The following is a 17010-nucleotide window of genomic DNA, read 5'->3' on the forward strand; positions in this document are numbered from 1 at the left end:
CCCATCCTTCCATCGCCCATGCCGGCGGCTTCGGCGGTGGCGGTCTGCCTCATGGGGGCGGCGGGTTCGCGCCGCACCCGCCGGGCCCTGGCCCCGCACCCCATCCCGGTCCGGGCCCGCGCCCGGAGCCCGGCCCGCATCCTGGCCCAGGTCCCGGTCCCCACCCTGCTCCGGGGCCGGGACCCGGTCCGGGACCCCATCCGCCTGGTCCTGGGCCTGGTCCTGGTCCTGGGCCTGGTCCTGGTCCTGGGCCTGGTCCTGGACCCGGTCCTGGTCCCGGGCCGCATCCTCCGGGCCCACCGCCGCCTCCGCCGCCCTACTGGGATCACCCGTTCTGGGACGCCGCCGCCTTCACCGCCGGCGTCGCGGTCACCTCGGCGGTGATCGGCTCGGTGGTGTACTCGCTGCCGGTGGACTGCAGCACGGTCGTGGTCAACGGCATCGGTTACCAGCAGTGCGACAACGCCTGGTACCAGCCGCGCTACGCGGGCACCACCGTGCAGTACATCGTCGTGGATGCGCCGCGATGAGTGACGCGTTCGGACGCGGCCGCTGGCTGCTGCTGCTCGCCAGCGCGTGCACTGCGCCGCTGGCCGCGCAGGAGGCGCCGGCGGGATCGGCGTCCTCCGACGATATCGCGCGCAAGCTCGCCGATCCCGGTGCGGCGCTGATCTCGGTGCCGTTCCAATACAACTACCAGGGCGCGGTCGGCCCCGGGGATGCGTTCCACAACCAGCAGCTGAAGATCCAGCCGGTGATTCCGTTCGTCGGCGAGAACGGCAAGTTCATCCTGCGCCCGATCCTGCCGCTGAGCTGGAACCAGTTTCCGCAGGACAAACACGGCACCGGGGATCTGTTCGTACAGGGGTATTACATCCCCAGGACCGCGGCTGAAGCGCATGGCACCGAATTCGGCTACGGCTTCGCCGCGCTGCTGGACACCGCTTCGCACGACAGTCTCGGCACGGGCAAGTACTCGCTCGGCCCTGCCTTCATCCTGGTCCACAAGACGCAGAAGTGGACGGTGGGCGCACTGGCCAACCACGTCTGGTCGGTCGGCGGCGATGGCGACCGTGAGGATGTCAGCAGCACCAGCGTGCAGCCGTTCGTGACCCGCAACCTGCCCGATGGCTGGTCACTCAGCGTCACCTCGGAAACCAATTACAACTGGAAGGCGGCCAGCGGCGATGCCTGGACGGTACCCCTGGGCGCCACCGTCTCCAAAGTGCTCAGGCTCGGGCATACCCCGATCAGCATCGGTGTCGGCGGCTTCTACAACGTGGACCGGCCGCACTACGCCAGTCGCTGGACCGGCCGGTTGATCGTGACCCTGGTCTTTCCCGAATGAGGCAGCTTCCCATGAACCGTCCGCTCCTTGTTGGCACGGCACTGATCCTGCTGGCTGTGGCTCCCCTCGGCTGCAGCACCTCCAGCCCCGCGCGCAGCGACGCGCCACCCTCCACCGAAAAGATCGAGGCGCAGAACCAGGCGCGGACCGCCACGGCCGCGGTGCTGTCGCGGTTGTATGCCGCGCAGCCGGGTGCACGCCAGGCCGTGGAGCACGCCGCGGGTTACGCAGTCTTCCGCAGCTTCGGGGTCAAGGTATTGATTGCCGGCGGCGGCGGTGGGCATGGCGTGGCCATCGACAACCGCAGTGGCCGCGAGACCTTCATGCGCATGGTGGAGATCCAGGCGGGCCTGGGCTTTGGCGCCAAGACCTTCGACCTGGTCTGGGTGTTCAAGACGCCCGAGGCGTACCAGGACTTCATCACCCGCGGCATCGAGATCGGCGGCCAGGCCACGCTGGCGGCGAAGGTGGACAAGGCCGGCGGTGGGCTTACCGGCGCAGTGCAGATCTCCGACAACGTCTGGGTGTACCAGATGACCGAAAGCGGCCTGGCGGCGGAACTCACCGTCAAAGGCACCCGCTACTACCCCGACAAGACGTTGAACTGAGCCACGCCCAAGGAGGTCCCATGCACGGTCACCCGCTGGTCTGGATCGTCAGCCTGTTCGTGCTGCCCCTGGTGGCGGCGCTGGTGCTGAGCCTGTTCGTCCGCCACCGCGGCATCAGCGCGAATGCGGTGCTGGCCTGGTTCGTGATCGTGTGCTGGTGCGGCGCGCTCGGGGTGATTCTGTCGCAGGTGTGGTGACACCCGCGCTGCCGGCCAGCGGCCGGCACTACCTGTGCATTGCGTGTTCGGATTGCCCGCGCTGCCCGCCAGCGGCGGGCACTACCTGTCCGTTGCTTGTTCGCCCTGGTAGTGCCGGCCGCTGGCCGGCATCACAGCGATTGCCCCAGCTCGATGAAGAGCACGTTCTCGCCGCCTTCGCGGAATCCCATGCCGAAGATCAACGGGCCGACCCACGAGTCGAAGCCGAGGAACAGGCTGCCGTTCCAGATGCCGTCGCTCAACGACATGTCGCTGCGCCGCTGCCAGGCATTGCCATATTCGACCGTGCCACCGACCTGCGCCGAGCGCCCCAGCAGCGTGCCCAGCTCATAGGTATACCCGGCAAAGCCGAGTGCGTAATCCTGCCCTGTCAGCTGGTTCTGCTGGAATCCGGCGAGCCGCCAGCGCCCGCCCAGCCGGTAGAGGTTCTGCACCGGTGCGGTGCCGGAGGAGGTGACGTGGTAGCGCAGCCCCAGCTGCAGGGCGTGCTTGCCGAACGATCGGGCGGCCACGGCATCCAGATCGATCTGGCCGAACCGCGCGTCCGCGCCCAGGCCGGGGCTGGACTGGTAGGTGCCGGCGGTGACCAGATAGCCGTTGCGGGGGAAGTAGACGCTGTCGATGTCGTCCAGCGTGGCCTGCGCGATCCATGCCCCCTCTTCGAAGTTCACGCGCGGGATGGTCGGGTCGCCTACTTCCACTTCGGCGTTGCCGGTGTAGCGCTCCACCCCCACGGACAACGCGAGCACGTTGGACACATTGCGGAACAGCGCCACCGTGGCGCCGGTCCGGCGCACGCGATAGCGCGCGATCTTGTCGCCGGCATCGTCGTAGAGATTGAAGCTGCGGGTCTGGAAACCACCACCGGCCTGGAAGGCGTATCGATTGTGCAGGTCGAACGGGTGGTAGTACTGGCCGGTCAGGCCGGGTTCGCTGCCGATCTGCAGCGCGATGCGCGCTTCGGCGCCGTAAGGCGACAGGGGCGAGAACAGCAGGCCGGCGCGCAGGTTGCTTTCGTGATTCCCTTCGAGGTCGTTGCTCAGGCTCAACCCCGCCTCCAGGTACACCGGTCCATTGGGCTTGGGATAGGCCGACACCACGACACCGGTCCTGCCGTCGCGCGCCTGGATCTCGTAGTTGATGCTGGCCAGCGTTCCCATGCCATAGGCGCGCAGTACGCCGGCCTGCATCGCCTCCACATCCAGCGGTTGGCCGATGCGGACCGGGAGATAGGACAGCAGCAGGGCGTCGGCGTACCCGGTGTGGTTGTCGACCTCGACGAAGTCGATCGGGGTCGGCACCGCGGCCGGGGTCCGACCGGCACGCTGCGCGGCCAGCCGGGTGTAGGTCTGCGGCGTCTGCGCGAACGCCTGCAGCGCCGGCGCAGCCTGGTCGGCGGCGAGCTGGCCGATCCGCAACGCCTCGGGCGCCTTGTCGAAATCACCGGTGGCGACCTTGCCGGTCAGGTCCGGCGAGATCAGCAGATCCTGCGTGCCCAGACTGTCCAACTGCGCCTGCGCGCTGCGCGTGGTCAGGAACCCGCTGAGCTGGCTGATCACATCCACCAGGCTGGCGTTGCGGTCCAGCGCGCTCAGCGGCGTGCCCACGTCCACCGCGATCACCCGGTCGGCGCCCATCGCCCGCACCACGTCGATCGGCACCTGGTTGGAGAGGCCACCGTCGAGCAGGACCTGGTCATGGATCACCACCGGACGGAAGATGCCCGGCAACGACATGCTGGCCCGCATCGCCATCGGCAGGCTGCCCTCGGACAGCACCACCGGCTTGCCGGTATTGATGTCGGTGGCGACCGCCCGGAACGGAATCGGCAGGTCGTCGAAACGGCCATTGACCCGGCCGCCCCCGGTCGCGCGCTCGAACAGGGCGATCAGCTTCTCGCCCTCGGAGACGCCCCCGGCCAGCGCGACCGCCTTGCCCTCGCCGCCCAGCCCGATGCCGATCGGGGCCAGCTGGGCATAGTCGTCGGCCTTGCGTCGCAGCGAGCGCTCGCGGCGCGGCAAGGTATCGGTGAACAGGCTCAGCCATTCGGTGCTCAGCACCAGCTGCTCGATCTGCTCGGGCGTGGAGCCGGACGCGTACAGGGCACCGACCAGCGCGCCGGCACTGGTACCGGCGATGCAGTCCACCGGAATGTGCAGCGCCTCGAGCTGTTTGAGGATGCGGACATGGGCGATGCCCCGTGCGCCGCCACCGCCCAGCGCCAGCCCGATCCGGGGCCGGGTGTCACCCGGGCCGCGCACGCCACAATGCCCCCCCTGGTCGGCCGGGTTGTCGGCTGCAACGGGTTCGGCCGCGTGCAGCGGCGACAGCGCGCCACCGCCGCACAGCCACGCGCAGGCGAGCGCTGCCATCCATGGCAGGCGCTGCCCGGGGCGCGTCAGCGCCACGCGCTGCCCACCTGGATGTAGAACGTGTCGTCCTCCGGCCCCCAGGCATAGTCGAGGCCGACATGCATGCCGAGTTGCCGGGCGATCAGATAGCGCACGCCCGCGCCTTTGGAGACCTGGCTGGCACCGTCGCCGAAACTGTTGTGCCGTCCCCAGGTGCGGCCCGCGCCGACGAAGCCGATCAAGGCCCAGCGCTGGGTCATGTTCCAGCGCAGCTCGGTCTCCAGCACCGCGGCCCGCGTGTCCTGGTAGCGCGCCGAACCAATGCCGCGCAGGTCGATGTAAGGCAACCGATAGAACGGAATATCGCCGTTCGCCCAGCGCGCATCCGCGCGCCCGCCGAGAACGAAGTGCCTGCCCAGCGGCCAGTAGCCGTAGGCGTGCCCGCGATAGCTCTGGAAGCTGGCATCGCTGCCGATCCCGGGCAGATAGAAATTGCCTTCGACCATGCCCAGCCACCCGCTGGAGGGCGTGAACGGGTTGTCGCGCGAATCGTACTCCAGCGACAGCCCCAGGCCCGAGCTGCGCTTGGACAGCTCATGCGGCTGGAAGCGATCGCGGTCCGAGGCCACGTCGAAGCCGATGTCCAGGTCCATGTAGACCCAGGCCAGGCCGAGGTACAGGTCGCGCTCGCCCAGACGCCGGAACCCCTGCTGGAAGGACATCAGGCCGTCCATGTTGTACTCGATCTTCTGCGTGGGCAGCAGCGTCCCGGGCGTGTAGAAGCCCAGGTTGAACGAGGCCTTGGCCACGCCACCGCGATAGCGCCAGCGGTCCTCGTCGAAGTGCAGCGAGGCGCCGACAGCGTAGGCTTCGCTGCCATTGGAGGTGCGCATGGCCCCACCGCCGTAGATGTCCGGCGTGACCATCTTCGGGGCGCCGTTCTCGCCCGTCGCCGCCGAGGACGGCGGGCGGTGGAAGAACGCCAGCGCCACGCCACCGCCATTGCCTACGGCCGGATCTGTGACGATGATCGGCACCGGCAGGAATCCGCGGTGCTCGAGCAGCCAGCGCGACATGTCGAAGCGGCCGTCCTCGGCGTCACGGAACAGCGACACCCGCGGCGCCGCGGCGGTCGCGGGTGCGGGCGACGGCGCGGCAGACTGCTGGGCGATCGCGGCGCAGGGCGTGAGCACGCTGAACAGCGACAGCAGGCATACGGCAGGGCCGATCGACACAGGGCACCTCGGGGGATGGGTAACCGGCCGTGCAGTCGGCGTGCGCGGCGAAATGCGTGGGCCCGTGCCGGTGGGAGGGGAACAGCCCGGCACGGGCCTACGCGGTTGAACGCATCGCGGACCGTCCGCAGCGATCAGCGTGCGGCGGTCGTGCCCGGCGGGAACGCAGCAAACAGCTTGTCCAGCCCGGCTTCCACCGCCGCGTTGACCTTGTCCGGCGAGGTCGGCACGGTGCCGCTGGCGGTGCCGCGCCAGACCGCCTGCTTGGTCTTGGCGTCGAACATGTCCACGACCAGCGTGCCGACGTCATACGTGCGAACGGTGGTAGTCGCATTGCCCATCGCCATCCCGCCGCCCCAGCCACCGCCGCGCCAGCCCCAACCGCCCATGCCGGTGCCGGTGTAGAAGGTGTCCAGGGTCTGCTTCTGGCCGGTGACGATATGCGCGGCCAGGGCGATATCGCCGTTGGGCGCTTCGCGCAGCCCCTTGGCCTGCAGCCGTGCGTTGATGCCATCGATGATGCGTTGCTGCACCAGCGGTGAGCCCGCCTGGGGTTTCATTGCCCAGGTATAGGTCCTGTACGAGGCGAAGCTGGCCGACGGATCGAAGTCGGTCTTGACGGTCGGGGTGGATGCACAGGCGACCAGAGAAGTCGCCAGGAGGGCGATGGCAAAGGCTTTCATGACGCGAGTCTCCAAAGGCGGGATGGAAAGACGCGCTGCGGTCGCAGCCGTCATGGGGCGGGCCGTGGTGGCTGGTGGTTGCAGCCCCACGGTAATGCAGTGCCGGGCGCGCGTAATGCGCATAACTACGGTAGGAGGACAGGAAAAACTACCGAGTCATCGCGGCGGATTGATCACCACGTACTGCACGGTGGTGCCCGCGTAGCGCGGCTCGTACCAGACGTTGCCGCACTGCTGATAGGCCATGCCGTTGATCACCGTGGTCACGCAGCTGGGGGGCACGGAATTGACGATCGAGCCGATCACCGCCGAGGTCACGGCCACGCCGGCGGTCACCGCCGCGGCGGTGGCGAAGGGATGATCGTCCCAGTGGTTCCAGTGGTCGTCGTGGTAGTCCACATCCACGTTGACGTTGCGGGTGACGTTACGGTTCACGTTGCGGTTGACGTTGCGGTTGCCGTCGATGTTGCGGTTGATGTTGCCCCCTCGGTTCACGTTGCCTCCCTGCGGGCGCTGCACGGGTCGGTTGACGCTGGTATGGGCGCTGGCCCGCGCGCCGCCGCCGTGGAAGCCGGCGCGCTGGGCGCTGGCCGGCGCTGACACCGCCAGCAGGACCAGCAGGAGCAGGCTCGCGACGAGGGACGACGCGACGAAGAAGCGGTTGATCACGATACGCATCTCAGTTCTCCTGACCGTCATCGCTGAGGACCACCGCCACCGGCACCAGCTTGATCCGCGTGGCATCGGCCGGCGGCGTGAACTGGAAGGCCGTGGCCGGTACCGCAGTGCGGGTATCCCAGCGCAACTGCGCGCGGTACTGCGGCAACGCCGGGTCATCCAGCGAGGTGATCACCAGCTTCTTCGGCAACGACGTGGCTTTGCTCACCCACAACTGCCAATCGACGCCGTCCTGCTTGAACGCGTACTGCTCGATCTGCTCACCGTCGACCGTGCCACCGCCGATGTGCAATGCGCTGCGGATGGCGGTCTTGGGCGCCTTGTCGGTCCCCCACAGGAACATGTCGGCGAGCGGCATGTCGATGCCATAACGGCTGGCGGCATCTTCGACCAACTCGCCCAGCGTGCTGCTCAGGCCATCCACCTGCGCGTAGTACTTCAGGCGCGGCGAATACAGCGACAGCGCTTTGCCATCGTAGAACAGCTGGCGCAGCTGGCGATCGCTGCGAAGCTCCAGGAACAGCTGGTTCGGCGCGCGTACCTTGTAGGTCACCACGCCATCCAGCTCCACCTTCTGGCCGTCGTCCAGCACGATCTCGGTGCTGGCATCGGAGGTCAGCGAGAACTGTTTGAGCGCGCGCAGGGCCGCGCCCATCCGGTCCAGCGCGGCCAACGCCTCCGGATCGCGCTCGGGGGCGTCGGGGGATGCGGCGCGCGGCGGGGCCGGCGGGGCGACGCGCGTCGCGCCGTGTGCGGCAGGCACCATCGCGGCCAGCAGCAGGCACGCCGACCAGGCAACCGGAGGAATGACAGAGGTCATGATCGTTGCTCCATGAAACGGGATACGGGCGGCCGCGGCGAGGCGGCCGGGGATCAGAAACCGCCGCTGATCGAGAGGCTCCACGGGTCGCCTTCGAAACGGTTCTTGACGCTGAATTCGCCGACGTAGCGGAACGACACATCCAGGTGCTCGCCGCCGGACCACTTCCTGCCGTAGGTCAGCACCGGGCCCACGCCGAACGAACGGCCCTTGAAGCCATCCAGGCGGTCCGCGGTGTCGCCCTTGTCGTCCTGCAGCTGCTGGATCCAGCCGCCGGCCGCGCCGAAGCCCCAGCCACTGGCGGTCCGCTTGACCAGCAGCACGTCGGCCCGCGCGACCACGCCGTTCTTGTAATCGGTATCGTCATTGCGGGTGTACCAGTCGGTGGCGCCCAGTACGCTGAACTCCAGCGTGCCTTTCTGGAACAGGTGGGTGTAACCCACGCTGGGCGAGAACGTCCAGACGTTCATGCCCGGATTGGCCAGCCGGTCCGGGTCGTACTTGGCCGTAGGCGCGTACACATACACGCCGAAAGACAGATGCTGCACTTCGCTGATGTGGAACCCGGCAATCACCGGCGCGAAGTACACGTCGAACAGGTTGGAGGCGTGATCCCGGGCCTGGAAACGGTTGCCCAGCGGGCCGGAGAGGCTCGCGGTCGCCTCGGCATCGATGTACGGCACGGTCAGCATCGAGGCGAAGTTCCAGCGGCCGGCCTGGGTCGGCCACACGTACACGCCGGTGGCAGCGGTCAGATTGACATCGGCCTCCAGCCCCAGCGAGATCTGCCCGGCGATCGGCGCGGGCCGGCCGCCGCTGATCTTGCCGTTGTAGCGGATGTAGCTCAGCGACCACTGCATGCCCGGCTCGGGGGGAATCACACCGGCGTACGAGGTGATCTGCATGCCGGTGATCGAACGCCCCAGCGCGCCCTCGGTGGCCACGGCCGGCGACGCGCACAGCACGGACAGGGACGCCAATGCGAGAGCCAATGGCCCGCGGCGCGACAGGTGGAACAAGGACGTGGTCATGGGATGGCCCTCCAGCACGGATGCAGGTTCATGGATGTGGACCTCACAGCGGCGGCGGCGCCGGCCGGGTGGCACGCTGGCGTTCGCGGACATCGGCGATGTCGCGCTCCAGGAAATAGTTCAGGAACGTGCGGATCACCGCGATCGCGGCCAGCTGGCCGATGGCATCCCAGCTGGTGTAGATCGAGGATTCGATGATGTCCGCCGAGAGCTGCATGGTCAGCCCGGCCACCAGCCAGCGCCCGTAGCCCAGCCACAGATCGCGGCGTTCGACATTGGTGAGATGGCCGCGCAGCGTCAGCCGCAAGGCCTGCACGAACACCACCACGGTCGCCAGTGCGACCAGCACCAGGGCCATCGCATCGATGATCACCACCACCGGCTCGGTGACGGCGACCAGCCACGCCTTGAGAGGAAGCATCGTCGGGGCTCCGGTGGGCATCGCAGTGCGCGGCGGTCGGGTTCATCGGCGGTCCACGCAACGGAAGCCGAGGTGGCAGGTCGAGGTATCGATCGGCTGGGCCATCCGCGCCGCGGGCCGATAGCGCCTGCAGTAGTTGGGGGCGCACAGGTGCGAGCCGCCCTTCATCACCCGGCGCGGGATCGCGCTGCGGTCGCGCGGATCATGGCTGCGCTCGCGGAGACCGCCGCGCGGGTTGTCGATCGCGCAGCACGGCTTGCTCTGCAGCTGGTCGTGCTGCTGGTACCAGTCGCTGGTCCATTCCCAGACATTGCCGATCATGTCGTACAGCCCATACCCGTTGGGCGGATAGCTGCCGACCGGCGAGGTCCAGCGGTGGCCGTCCTCGTCCAGGCTCTGCCAGGGAAACTCGCCCTGCCAGGTATTGGCCTGGTGACGGCCGCCGGGGACCAGGGTGTCCCCCCAGGCGAACTCGCCGCTGTCCTGGCCGCCGCGCGCGGCGAACTCCCATTCGGCTTCGGTCGGCAGGTCCTTGTCCATCCACCGGGCATAGGCCAGGGCGTCGGCGAAGGTCACGTGGACCACCGGATGATCCTCCAGGCCCTGCAGGTTCGACGCCGGACCGCGCGGATGCCGCCAGTCGGCACCGGGCAGGTAGTGCCACCAGTTGTGCGTGTTGCCCAGATCGACGGGATGCGCGGGCTGCACGAACACGACCGAGGCAGGTTGCAGCAGCGCCGGATCCGCACCCGGATAGTCGCGCGGGTCGGCCGCCTGCTCGGCGGCGGTGACGTGGCCGGTATCGCGGACGAAGTTGGCGAACTCCCGGTTGGTCACCGGATGGCGATCGATCCGGAACGGGCCGACCCGCGCCTTGTGGGCCGGGCGCTCTTCGGGGTAGTGCGCGTTGGAGCCCATGCTGAAGAGCCCACCGTCCAGCGCGATCATGGTCTCGGCGACGACGCTCATGCGAAGGGCGCCACGTTGAAGGTCATGCTGACGATCGCCAGCAGGCCGAGCAGCCACAGCAGGCCGGCGGTGATCAGCGTCAGCGAGATCGGGTAGTGACTCTCGCCGTGGATCAGGCCTTCGCGGATCATCTCCGCCCGCTCGGCGCGCAGGCCCTGCATGTAGCGGACGTGATAGAGGATGCCCAGCGTCAGCAGGACCATCCCCAGCCCGACCAGGGCGATGCCGAAGTTGCGCGGTGCATGCGGACGCAGCCCGACGCCGGGCACCTCCAGCATGTGGCCGAAGAACTGATAGATGGTGAAGCCGAACCCGATCAGCGACAGTGCGGTGCGGATGATCGACATCAAGGTGCGGTCCGCACTCATCCGGGTCCGCTGGAAGGACATGCCGGTGCGCCGTGAGGAGAGCTCCATCGAGGTGGCGTCCGCACCGCCAAGCAGGTCCTTGGCCTGTTCGATGGTGAGCGCGCGCGCGGCGAGATGCTGGCTGGGGTCCTGGGCGCTCATCGGGTCGTCGTCTCGTGAGGGCGTCATTTGCGGCGCAGCACATGGCTGGCGATGCGGGTGATCGGGCCGCGCAGGATCAGGTACGGCAGGAAGCCCAGTACGACCGCGATCACGAAGGCCTCCACCGGGTATTTGAATCCACCGAAGACCCGGAACTGGTAGATGACATCCATGCCGACCCCCAGCAGCAGGATTCTTGCCGTGTCCGTGACGCCCTCGCGCCAAGCGACGCGGCGCTCGCCGGATGAACTGTGCGTCAGCAGCCAGGCGTACGGCGTCTTGCCTGCCTTGGCGTCCTTGATCCCATCGATCAGGGCGGTGATCAGCGCCATGGACGGCTGCAGGAAGAAACGGAAGGTCATCGGACCGTCCGCGCGTTCGATCATGTCCGTCCAGAACCGCGTGAGAATGTCGATTACCGAGAGCATGGCTGGGTCCTTGCGACAGGCCTCCAGCTTGGGGTTTGCCCGAGAGCCGCACAATCGAGTTGTTACTGCAACGTCCCCAGTATTTTTACTGCGTCCAACAGATGGAACAGCAGCGCTATGCTCGCTGCCTGCGGCCTCTGCGATGCATGGCCGCCCTCCCCTTCGCTGCCGTAGGCGCGCCGATGCGATCGAGTCAGCACCGCTACTCCCTGATGCACGGCGGGCTCATCCATCGCCTGCTGCAGGCCACCGGCGTGCTGCACAGTCGGGCCAGCGTGGCACTGTGGCTGGCCGGGATCCTGCTCGTGGTGTCCTTCGGCCCCCTGCTGGTACTGGCGGCGCGCGACGGCAGCCTGTGGCCGCAGCCGCCGCGCATGCACCTGCTGGGCGACTACGCCACCCTGGCCCGCGTGCTGCTGGCATTGCCGTTGCTGGTGATCGCGGCACCGCGCTCGGATGCACTGCTGCGCAATGCCTTCCGCCAGCTCACCCATGCCAGCCTGGTCCCTCCCCATCGCCAGGGCCGCATGGACGCGCTGCTGGGCAGGGTCCGCCGCTGGCGTGACGGATGGTTCCCCGAAACCCTCTGCGTCGTCATCGCCTGGGCGCCGCTGTTGTTCGGCGGCGACCACGCAAGCCTGTTGCCGGGCGTGGCGGATTGGCGCCTGGACCACGGCGCGCTGACCGCGGCGGGCCGCTGGTACGAATGGGTCGCCGTGCCGCTGTTCCGCCTGGTGGCATTGCTGTGGCTGTGGCGTTTCCTGCTGTGGACCTGCGTGCTGTGGCGCCTGCCCCGCAGCGGCCTGGTCCTGCACGCCGAGCATCCGGATGGCGCCGGGGGCCTGGCCTTTCTTGGGGTCGCCCAGGAACGTTTCGCCGTGCTGGCGCTGGCCGGTGGCCTGCTGCTGGCCGGCGCGTGCGTCAACCATGTGCAGTATCTCGGCGACAGCCTCTACAGCCTGCGCCACCTGCTGGTCGGCTATGTGGTCGCGGCGACGTTGCTGCTGGTCGCGCCCCTGCTCCTGCTGATGCCGATCCTGATGCGGGCCAAGCGCCATGCGCTGTACCGCTTCGATGCACTGGGCAACCGCGCCGCCGATCTGTTCGACGCGCGCTGGCAATCCGCCCAGCAGCAGACGCCCGCGGCGGACTCCCTGCTCGATCACAGTGATGCTTCCGCGCTGGCGGACTTCAGTGGGGTGTACAAAGGCCTGGCCGGCATGTCGATACTTCCGTTGAACCGCTGGAACCTGCTGTGGATCGCGCTCCACGCGGTGCTGCCCCTGCTGCCGCTGGTGCTGCTGGCGATGTCGGTGGACGAGCTGGCCCGCAAGCTGCTGGACATCCTGGTCTAGCCCGCCCGCGGATCAGCCCCGGTACGTGCCGTGCAGGGACCGCGAGACGAACGACTCCCCCTTCACCGCGGCGAGCACGGCCTGCAGGAGGTCATCGCCCGCATCGGATTTGAGCACATAACTGCACGCGCCGAGCGCCATCGCCTGCGACACCATCTGCGGCTCGGCATGCACCGTGATGAACACCACGCCCAGCACGGGTCGTTGCAGGCGCAACCGACGCGCGGCCTCCAGCCCGTTCAATTCCGGCATGCCGATGTCGGTCACCACCACGTCGGGCAGCATCGCCTGCGCCGCCTGCACCAGCGAGGCACCGTCCTGGACCAGTCCGATCACCTGGAACTGCTGGGCCAACAGGCCGCGCAGCTGGCGGCCCATCGCACATCCATCTTCTGCCAGCAGCACACGGACAGCATTCATCGCACTCGCCCGTTCGATGCCTGCCACGATGGTGTGGCCGGACACGGTTCGGTAACAAGGGAAAAACAACCGGTGGCGGGCAAGTAAATCTACTTGCCCGCTCTGCGCGCATGCCGCCTGGTGCCTGCCGCCTAGTGACGGATCAAACCTTCCAGTTCGGCCTTGCGCACCAGTTCCAGCGTGCCATGCACGCCCAGCTCCTGCATGATCGCGTACTTGTGCGATTCAACCGTACGCACCGATACCCCGAGCTCGTAGGCGATCTGCTTGGAGCGCAGGCCACGCGCCACGTATTCCAGGATGCGCAGCTGCTTTTCGGTCAGTACGTATTGGCAGCGACCCGAGGACACGATCGCATTGGCCGCCAGGGTCGGCGTCACATACGTCTGGCCCTCCATCACCCCGTTGATCGCGCGGACCAGTTCATCGCCGGCCGCGCTTTTGAGGATGTAGCCCCGCGCTCCGGCCCGGATGGCCTCGGCCGCCATGCTGGATTCGTCGTGCATGGTGAGGAACACGAAGGGCGTCATGCAGCCCTCGCTGCGGACCTGGCGCATCACGTCGATGCCGCTGATCCCGGGCATGCTGATATCCGAGACCACCACATCCGGTGACTCGCGATGCAGCGAGTCCAGCAGTTCCTCGCCGGAGGCCACCAGCACGATCGATTCGAAACAGTCCATCAGCAATCTTTCGATACCCTGCGCCACCAGCATGTGGTCATCGGCGACGACCACTTTGCGGAACGGTACGGACATCGACTGCGCGCACGAAACGCCCATTTGCATTATCTCCATTGGCTTCAATCATCCCCTGATTGACCTGCAGCTGCGGCCGTCATCGCCCACAGCAGCGGGCGTGATGGCATCCCTTTCTGTCGTCCCGGTGCATCTGCAGCCAGCCGAACATGCGAGCCCCGCCGTGATGGGATCGTGATGCGATGCGTGCCACCACTGCGCTCGACCCGCAGCGTGTTCAGGCCGGCATTCAGCGTCTCAGCGTGTCTCGTGGACATTCCCCGAAGACATTCCGGTAGGTCACCGAGAAGCGTCCGAGGTGCCCGAAGCCGAGCCGCAGGGCGATGTCGGTCACGCTGTCGTGCGTGTCCGCCTGCAGCAATGCCGTGCGCGCGCGGTTCAAGCGGGCCAGCTGGTGCCAGTGGCAGGGCCCATGTCCGTAGGCATCTCGAAACAGACGCTCAAGCTGGCGTTCGCCCACGCCCAGCGCAAGCGACAGGGCGGCACTGTCGAAGGGCCGGTCCAGATGGGCTTTCAGATAGTCTTCGGCCCGCCGCACGACGGCATCGCGATGACGTTCGATCCAGCTGCCATCGGCACGTCGTTGCGGTCCGGCATCGGCGGCACTGACGGCGTCCACGAAGGCGCCCAGCAGCAGCGCCGACTGCGCCGCCAGCTGCTCCGGCGTGATCAGGCCCTCCCAGCGGGCGGCGGTGTCCAGTGCGGAGAACACGCCGTAACGCAGTGCCTGCGCGTGCGCGGGGGCGGCCGGTCGGCTGCACCAGCCACGGCGTGGGAGGCGCAGTTCGCGGCCTACCCGCGCCACGGCCTCGCGCTGCAGGACCTCGCGCGGAATCAGCAGCACGGCCCACTGCCAGCCCCCGGGCTGCGGACGCACATTGAGCTCGCTGTCTTCGGCGAACACCATCACCTGGCCTGCGGGAACCCAACGTCCGTTGGCCCACATCGGCTGCTGGCAGGACACGGCCATCGCCAGTGCGATCAATCCTTCGCCGAAGCTGCCGCTGGCGAAAATCGGCAGCGTATAGGCGCCACTGTCCAGGCTGAACTCCGGAAAGACCAGCCGCTGCAGGCACGCGCGGAAGTGTCCGGCCGCGAGCAGACGCTGTTCGAAGCGGGTGTCGCGCACTACCCCCAGCAACGCATCGGCGTCGAAGCCATCGACGACGAAGCGGCTGTATGGGGCCATCGGTTCGTCCATGCCAGTTCCTCGAACAGGTCGGAAATCGGATAGCGCGACGGGGGACAAGCTGTTTACATCGGCGCGATTGTGGGGCGGAAACGACATCGCTACAAGCGGTGACACGCTGCCCCGCAAGCGTGAAACGCATCACATTGAGACCTGTCCGGGGGAGCGTTGCGCGCCTCGGGGACCGGCTCCGATCCGAAGCTTCCTCACGCACCCGCCGAGGTCCACGTGCGCGTCAACGCGACTGTTTCGCACATCGCTCCCGTAAACAGCCCCCGTGCAGCACCGCCGGACGACCCGGTCAGCCCAGCCACCTCCACACACCCCTCACCTGGGCTTCGCGTCGCATTCACGCACGTCCTGCCGCTGTTGATCGGCTGCCTGCTCGGCCAGTTGCTGCCCACCCTGGCGCAGATGCCCGGGTTTCGCCTGCACGTGCTGTGGATTCCAGGACCGCTGTTGATGGGTTGGTTGCTGTTCACGCCGCGTCCGCAGTGGCGCACCTGCCTTCTCGCGGCTGCGGCCGGCACCGTGCTCGCGTTCGTGCTGGTGCCGTTCGTCGCACTGAACGGCCTGATTGCCAGTGCCGGTGAACTCGTCCTCGTGGCTGCGGCGGCCTGGCTGCTGCTGCGCTGGCGCGGTACGGGTTGGCCGCTGGAGGGATATCGCGATATCGCGCTGTTCGTCGTGCTCGGGGGCATCGCGCTTCCCGTGTGCGTGGCGTGGTGGCAGATGCTCGCCTTTCCCGATACGCCCCGCGGGCTGGCACCTGACGTGCTGCTCACACGGCTGCTATGCGCCAGCGTGAGCTACCTGCTGATCGTGCCGACGGTGGTCAACATCGCGCGGGTGCTGCAGACACCGGAACGTCGGGCCGGCTGGCGCTGGCGCACGATCGCTGTCGCCGTGCTTCTGTTCGGCGTGCTGGGCGTGATCTGGGGCATGGACTGGCCCGAAGGGGTCATGACCCCGCTGCTGGTCCTGGCCCCCATTCCGCTCCTGATCTGGGTGTTGATCGTGTTCGGGGTCAGCGGGGCAGCGGTGTGCATGCTGATCGTGGCGGTGCTGGCGATGCAGTTGAGCTTGGCCGGCGTGGGTCCGCTCGCCTTCTGGACACCCGAGCGCAACCTGATCACCGCCCAGGTATGGACCCTGGGCACCGGCTGTGCGCTGCTGTTCCTCGGCGCGCTGTCCGAGCAGAAGCTGTCCAATCACCTGAAACTGCAGCAGGCCTATCGTCGGCTGGGTGAGGTGACCGGGCGGATGCTGGTGGTGCAGGAAGAAGAACGCACACGCATCGCGCGCGACCTGCATGACGACGTCAACCAGTCGCTGGCGGCGATCTCGATCTGCCTGAGTACCCTGCGCAACCAGATTCCCGAAGCCGACCGCCATAGCGTGGTCGAGCTCCAGGACCAGCTGTTGACGGTGTCCAATGACATCCGGTCGATCTCCCACGAGCTGCATCCGAGCATCCTGCGTTTCACCGGCCTGGCCAGTGCGCTCGATGCGTTCTGCATCAAGCGCAATGCACGTGGCGCGCTACGCGTGCGATGCCGGATCGAAAGCCCGCCCCGACTCGGTGACGACCGCGAACTGAGCCTGTTCCGGATCGTGCAGGAAGCGGTGAACAACGTGGACAAACACGCGCATGCCAGTACCGCCCACGTGCTGGTGACGGTGCGCGGCGATCAACTGCTGCTGCGGGTCGACGACGATGGCATCGGCATGCCGGTAGCGGGCAGCACGCCGGCGGCACCGGGGCTGGGCATGATCAGCATGGAAGAGCGGGCACGGCTGCTGGGTGGCAGCCTGCGGATCGGTTCCAGCCCGCTGGGCGGCACCCGTGTCGAAGTGCGCTTTCCGTTGGGTGATGCGGCGACCGAACTGCCGCCGCTGCGCGTGGTCGCGCACCCGTAAAGATACTGAGGCCTGACGCGTAGAAAGGCGGTTGTACGGGCCGCATCCGCCGGACACAGTGGACCGACA

Annotated in this window: 18 protein-coding genes; 5 read left to right on the forward strand and 13 right to left on the reverse strand. The window is 67.7% G+C overall.

Going from position 1 to position 17010, the window contains the following annotated elements; translation table 11 throughout:
• The first annotated feature begins 526 nt into the window (after positions 1 to 526).
• Genes ABE424_RS04075 through ABE424_RS04085 form a run of 3 tightly spaced genes read left to right on the forward strand, consistent with a single transcriptional unit; the run spans position 527 to position 2153 of the window.
• Positions 527 to 1348, forward strand: coding sequence for a hypothetical protein (locus ABE424_RS04075; protein ID WP_346491087.1), 822 nt, complete (start codon positions 527 to 529; stop codon positions 1346 to 1348).
• 11 nt (positions 1349 to 1359) lie between these two features.
• Positions 1360 to 1956: a YSC84-related protein gene (locus tag ABE424_RS04080; protein ID WP_346491086.1), complete on the forward strand. Its 597-nt coding sequence runs from the start codon at positions 1360 to 1362 to the stop codon at positions 1954 to 1956.
• Positions 1957 to 1976: 20 nt separating this feature from the next.
• Positions 1977 to 2153 (forward strand): hypothetical protein, encoded by a 177-nt coding sequence (locus tag ABE424_RS04085; RefSeq protein ID WP_167390385.1) that lies wholly within the window; start codon positions 1977 to 1979, stop codon positions 2151 to 2153.
• A gap of 131 nt (positions 2154 to 2284) precedes the next feature.
• On the opposite strand, the gene ABE424_RS04090 is transcribed toward ABE424_RS04085, so the two are convergent.
• The 10 genes from ABE424_RS04090 to ABE424_RS04135 form a co-directional block, all read right to left on the reverse strand.
• Entirely contained in the window at positions 2285 to 4582 is a 2298-nt protein-coding gene (locus ABE424_RS04090; RefSeq protein ID WP_346491085.1) for a patatin-like phospholipase family protein, read from the reverse strand.
• Entirely contained in the window at positions 4573 to 5760 is a 1188-nt protein-coding gene (locus ABE424_RS04095; RefSeq protein ID WP_346491084.1) for a BamA/TamA family outer membrane protein, read from the reverse strand. The genes ABE424_RS04090 and ABE424_RS04095 overlap by 10 nt, the downstream gene beginning before the upstream one ends.
• A gap of 134 nt (positions 5761 to 5894) precedes the next feature.
• Complete coding sequence (locus ABE424_RS04100; RefSeq protein ID WP_346491083.1) at positions 5895 to 6443, reverse strand: DUF4136 domain-containing protein; 549 nt, start codon at positions 6441 to 6443, stop codon at positions 5895 to 5897.
• 156 nt (positions 6444 to 6599) lie between these two features.
• A complete protein-coding gene (locus ABE424_RS04105; RefSeq protein ID WP_346491082.1) occupies positions 6600 to 7121 on the reverse strand; it encodes a hypothetical protein in 522 nt (173 codons plus the stop codon).
• A 1-nt stretch (position 7122) separates the two neighbouring features.
• The gene (locus tag ABE424_RS04110) at positions 7123 to 7941 is read right to left on the reverse strand and encodes a DUF2092 domain-containing protein (protein ID WP_346491081.1); all 819 of its coding nucleotides are present in this window, start codon (positions 7939 to 7941) and stop codon (positions 7123 to 7125) included.
• 53 nt (positions 7942 to 7994) lie between these two features.
• A complete protein-coding gene (locus ABE424_RS04115) occupies positions 7995 to 8972 on the reverse strand; it encodes a transporter (protein ID WP_346491080.1) in 978 nt (325 codons plus the stop codon).
• Between the two features lie 43 nt (positions 8973 to 9015).
• A complete protein-coding gene (locus ABE424_RS04120) occupies positions 9016 to 9393 on the reverse strand; it encodes a DUF1622 domain-containing protein (RefSeq protein ID WP_346491079.1) in 378 nt (125 codons plus the stop codon).
• Between the two features lie 42 nt (positions 9394 to 9435).
• Positions 9436 to 10362 carry a formylglycine-generating enzyme family protein gene (locus ABE424_RS04125; RefSeq protein WP_346491078.1) on the reverse strand — a complete coding sequence of 309 codons (927 nt, stop codon included), beginning with the start codon at positions 10360 to 10362 and terminating at the stop codon, positions 9436 to 9438.
• Positions 10359 to 10898, reverse strand: coding sequence for a DUF202 domain-containing protein (locus ABE424_RS04130; RefSeq protein ID WP_346501837.1), 540 nt, complete (start codon positions 10896 to 10898; stop codon positions 10359 to 10361). The genes ABE424_RS04125 and ABE424_RS04130 overlap by 4 nt, the downstream gene beginning before the upstream one ends.
• Positions 10895 to 11299 carry a hypothetical protein gene (locus ABE424_RS04135; protein ID WP_346477425.1) on the reverse strand — a complete coding sequence of 135 codons (405 nt, stop codon included), beginning with the start codon at positions 11297 to 11299 and terminating at the stop codon, positions 10895 to 10897. The genes ABE424_RS04130 and ABE424_RS04135 overlap by 4 nt, the downstream gene beginning before the upstream one ends.
• A gap of 182 nt (positions 11300 to 11481) precedes the next feature.
• Here ABE424_RS04135 and ABE424_RS04140 point away from each other — a divergent pair, with 182 nt between their 5' ends.
• Positions 11482 to 12654, forward strand: a complete 1173-nt coding sequence (locus ABE424_RS04140; RefSeq protein WP_346491077.1) for a hypothetical protein — start codon at positions 11482 to 11484, stop codon at positions 12652 to 12654.
• Positions 12655 to 12666: 12 nt separating this feature from the next.
• On the opposite strand, the gene ABE424_RS04145 is transcribed toward ABE424_RS04140, so the two are convergent.
• From ABE424_RS04145 to ABE424_RS04155, 3 genes are all read right to left on the reverse strand, one after another.
• Positions 12667 to 13074: a response regulator transcription factor gene (locus tag ABE424_RS04145; RefSeq protein WP_346477427.1), complete on the reverse strand. Its 408-nt coding sequence runs from the start codon at positions 13072 to 13074 to the stop codon at positions 12667 to 12669.
• A 131-nt stretch (positions 13075 to 13205) separates the two neighbouring features.
• Positions 13206 to 13856 (reverse strand): response regulator transcription factor, encoded by a 651-nt coding sequence (locus tag ABE424_RS04150; protein WP_346491076.1) that lies wholly within the window; start codon positions 13854 to 13856, stop codon positions 13206 to 13208.
• Positions 13857 to 14061: 205 nt separating this feature from the next.
• Positions 14062 to 15033 carry an AraC family transcriptional regulator gene (locus ABE424_RS04155; protein WP_346477429.1) on the reverse strand — a complete coding sequence of 324 codons (972 nt, stop codon included), beginning with the start codon at positions 15031 to 15033 and terminating at the stop codon, positions 14062 to 14064.
• Between the two features lie 402 nt (positions 15034 to 15435).
• On the opposite strand from ABE424_RS04155, the gene ABE424_RS04160 reads away from it, so the two are divergent.
• Positions 15436 to 16941, forward strand: coding sequence for an ATP-binding protein (locus ABE424_RS04160; protein ID WP_346491244.1), 1506 nt, complete (start codon positions 15436 to 15438; stop codon positions 16939 to 16941).
• The last annotated feature ends 69 nt before the right edge of the window (positions 16942 to 17010 follow it).

Origin of the sequence: Stenotrophomonas sp. TWI1149 (genome assembly GCF_039673155.1) — a bacterium.
Classification (GTDB): Bacteria; Pseudomonadota; Gammaproteobacteria; order Xanthomonadales; family Xanthomonadaceae; genus Stenotrophomonas; species Stenotrophomonas maltophilia_AA.

Coding starts and splice junctions, on each gene's coding strand:
- ABE424_RS04075 (WP_346491087.1), top strand. CDS start 527: ATGAGTGACGCGTTCGGACGCGGCCGCTGGCTGCTGCTGCTCGCCAGC.
- ABE424_RS04080 (WP_346491086.1), top strand. CDS start 1,360: ATGAACCGTCCGCTCCTTGTTGGCACGGCACTGATCCTGCTGGCTGTG.
- ABE424_RS04085 (WP_167390385.1), top strand. CDS start 1,977: ATGCACGGTCACCCGCTGGTCTGGATCGTCAGCCTGTTCGTGCTGCCC.
- ABE424_RS04100 (WP_346491083.1), bottom strand. CDS start 6,443: ATGAAAGCCTTTGCCATCGCCCTCCTGGCGACTTCTCTGGTCGCCTGT.
- ABE424_RS04105 (WP_346491082.1), bottom strand. CDS start 7,121: ATGCGTATCGTGATCAACCGCTTCTTCGTCGCGTCGTCCCTCGTCGCG.
- ABE424_RS04110 (WP_346491081.1), bottom strand. CDS start 7,941: ATGACCTCTGTCATTCCTCCGGTTGCCTGGTCGGCGTGCCTGCTGCTG.
- ABE424_RS04115 (WP_346491080.1), bottom strand. CDS start 8,972: ATGACCACGTCCTTGTTCCACCTGTCGCGCCGCGGGCCATTGGCTCTC.
- ABE424_RS04120 (WP_346491079.1), bottom strand. CDS start 9,393: ATGCTTCCTCTCAAGGCGTGGCTGGTCGCCGTCACCGAGCCGGTGGTG.
- ABE424_RS04125 (WP_346491078.1), bottom strand. CDS start 10,362: ATGAGCGTCGTCGCCGAGACCATGATCGCGCTGGACGGTGGGCTCTTC.
- ABE424_RS04130 (WP_346501837.1), bottom strand. CDS start 10,898: ATGACGCCCTCACGAGACGACGACCCGATGAGCGCCCAGGACCCCAGC.
- ABE424_RS04135 (WP_346477425.1), bottom strand. CDS start 11,299: ATGCTCTCGGTAATCGACATTCTCACGCGGTTCTGGACGGACATGATC.
- ABE424_RS04140 (WP_346491077.1), top strand. CDS start 11,482: ATGCGATCGAGTCAGCACCGCTACTCCCTGATGCACGGCGGGCTCATC.
- ABE424_RS04145 (WP_346477427.1), bottom strand. CDS start 13,074: ATGAATGCTGTCCGTGTGCTGCTGGCAGAAGATGGATGTGCGATGGGC.
- ABE424_RS04150 (WP_346491076.1), bottom strand. CDS start 13,856: ATGGGCGTTTCGTGCGCGCAGTCGATGTCCGTACCGTTCCGCAAAGTG.
- ABE424_RS04155 (WP_346477429.1), bottom strand. CDS start 15,033: ATGGACGAACCGATGGCCCCATACAGCCGCTTCGTCGTCGATGGCTTC.
- ABE424_RS04160 (WP_346491244.1), top strand. CDS start 15,436: ATGCCCGGGTTTCGCCTGCACGTGCTGTGGATTCCAGGACCGCTGTTG.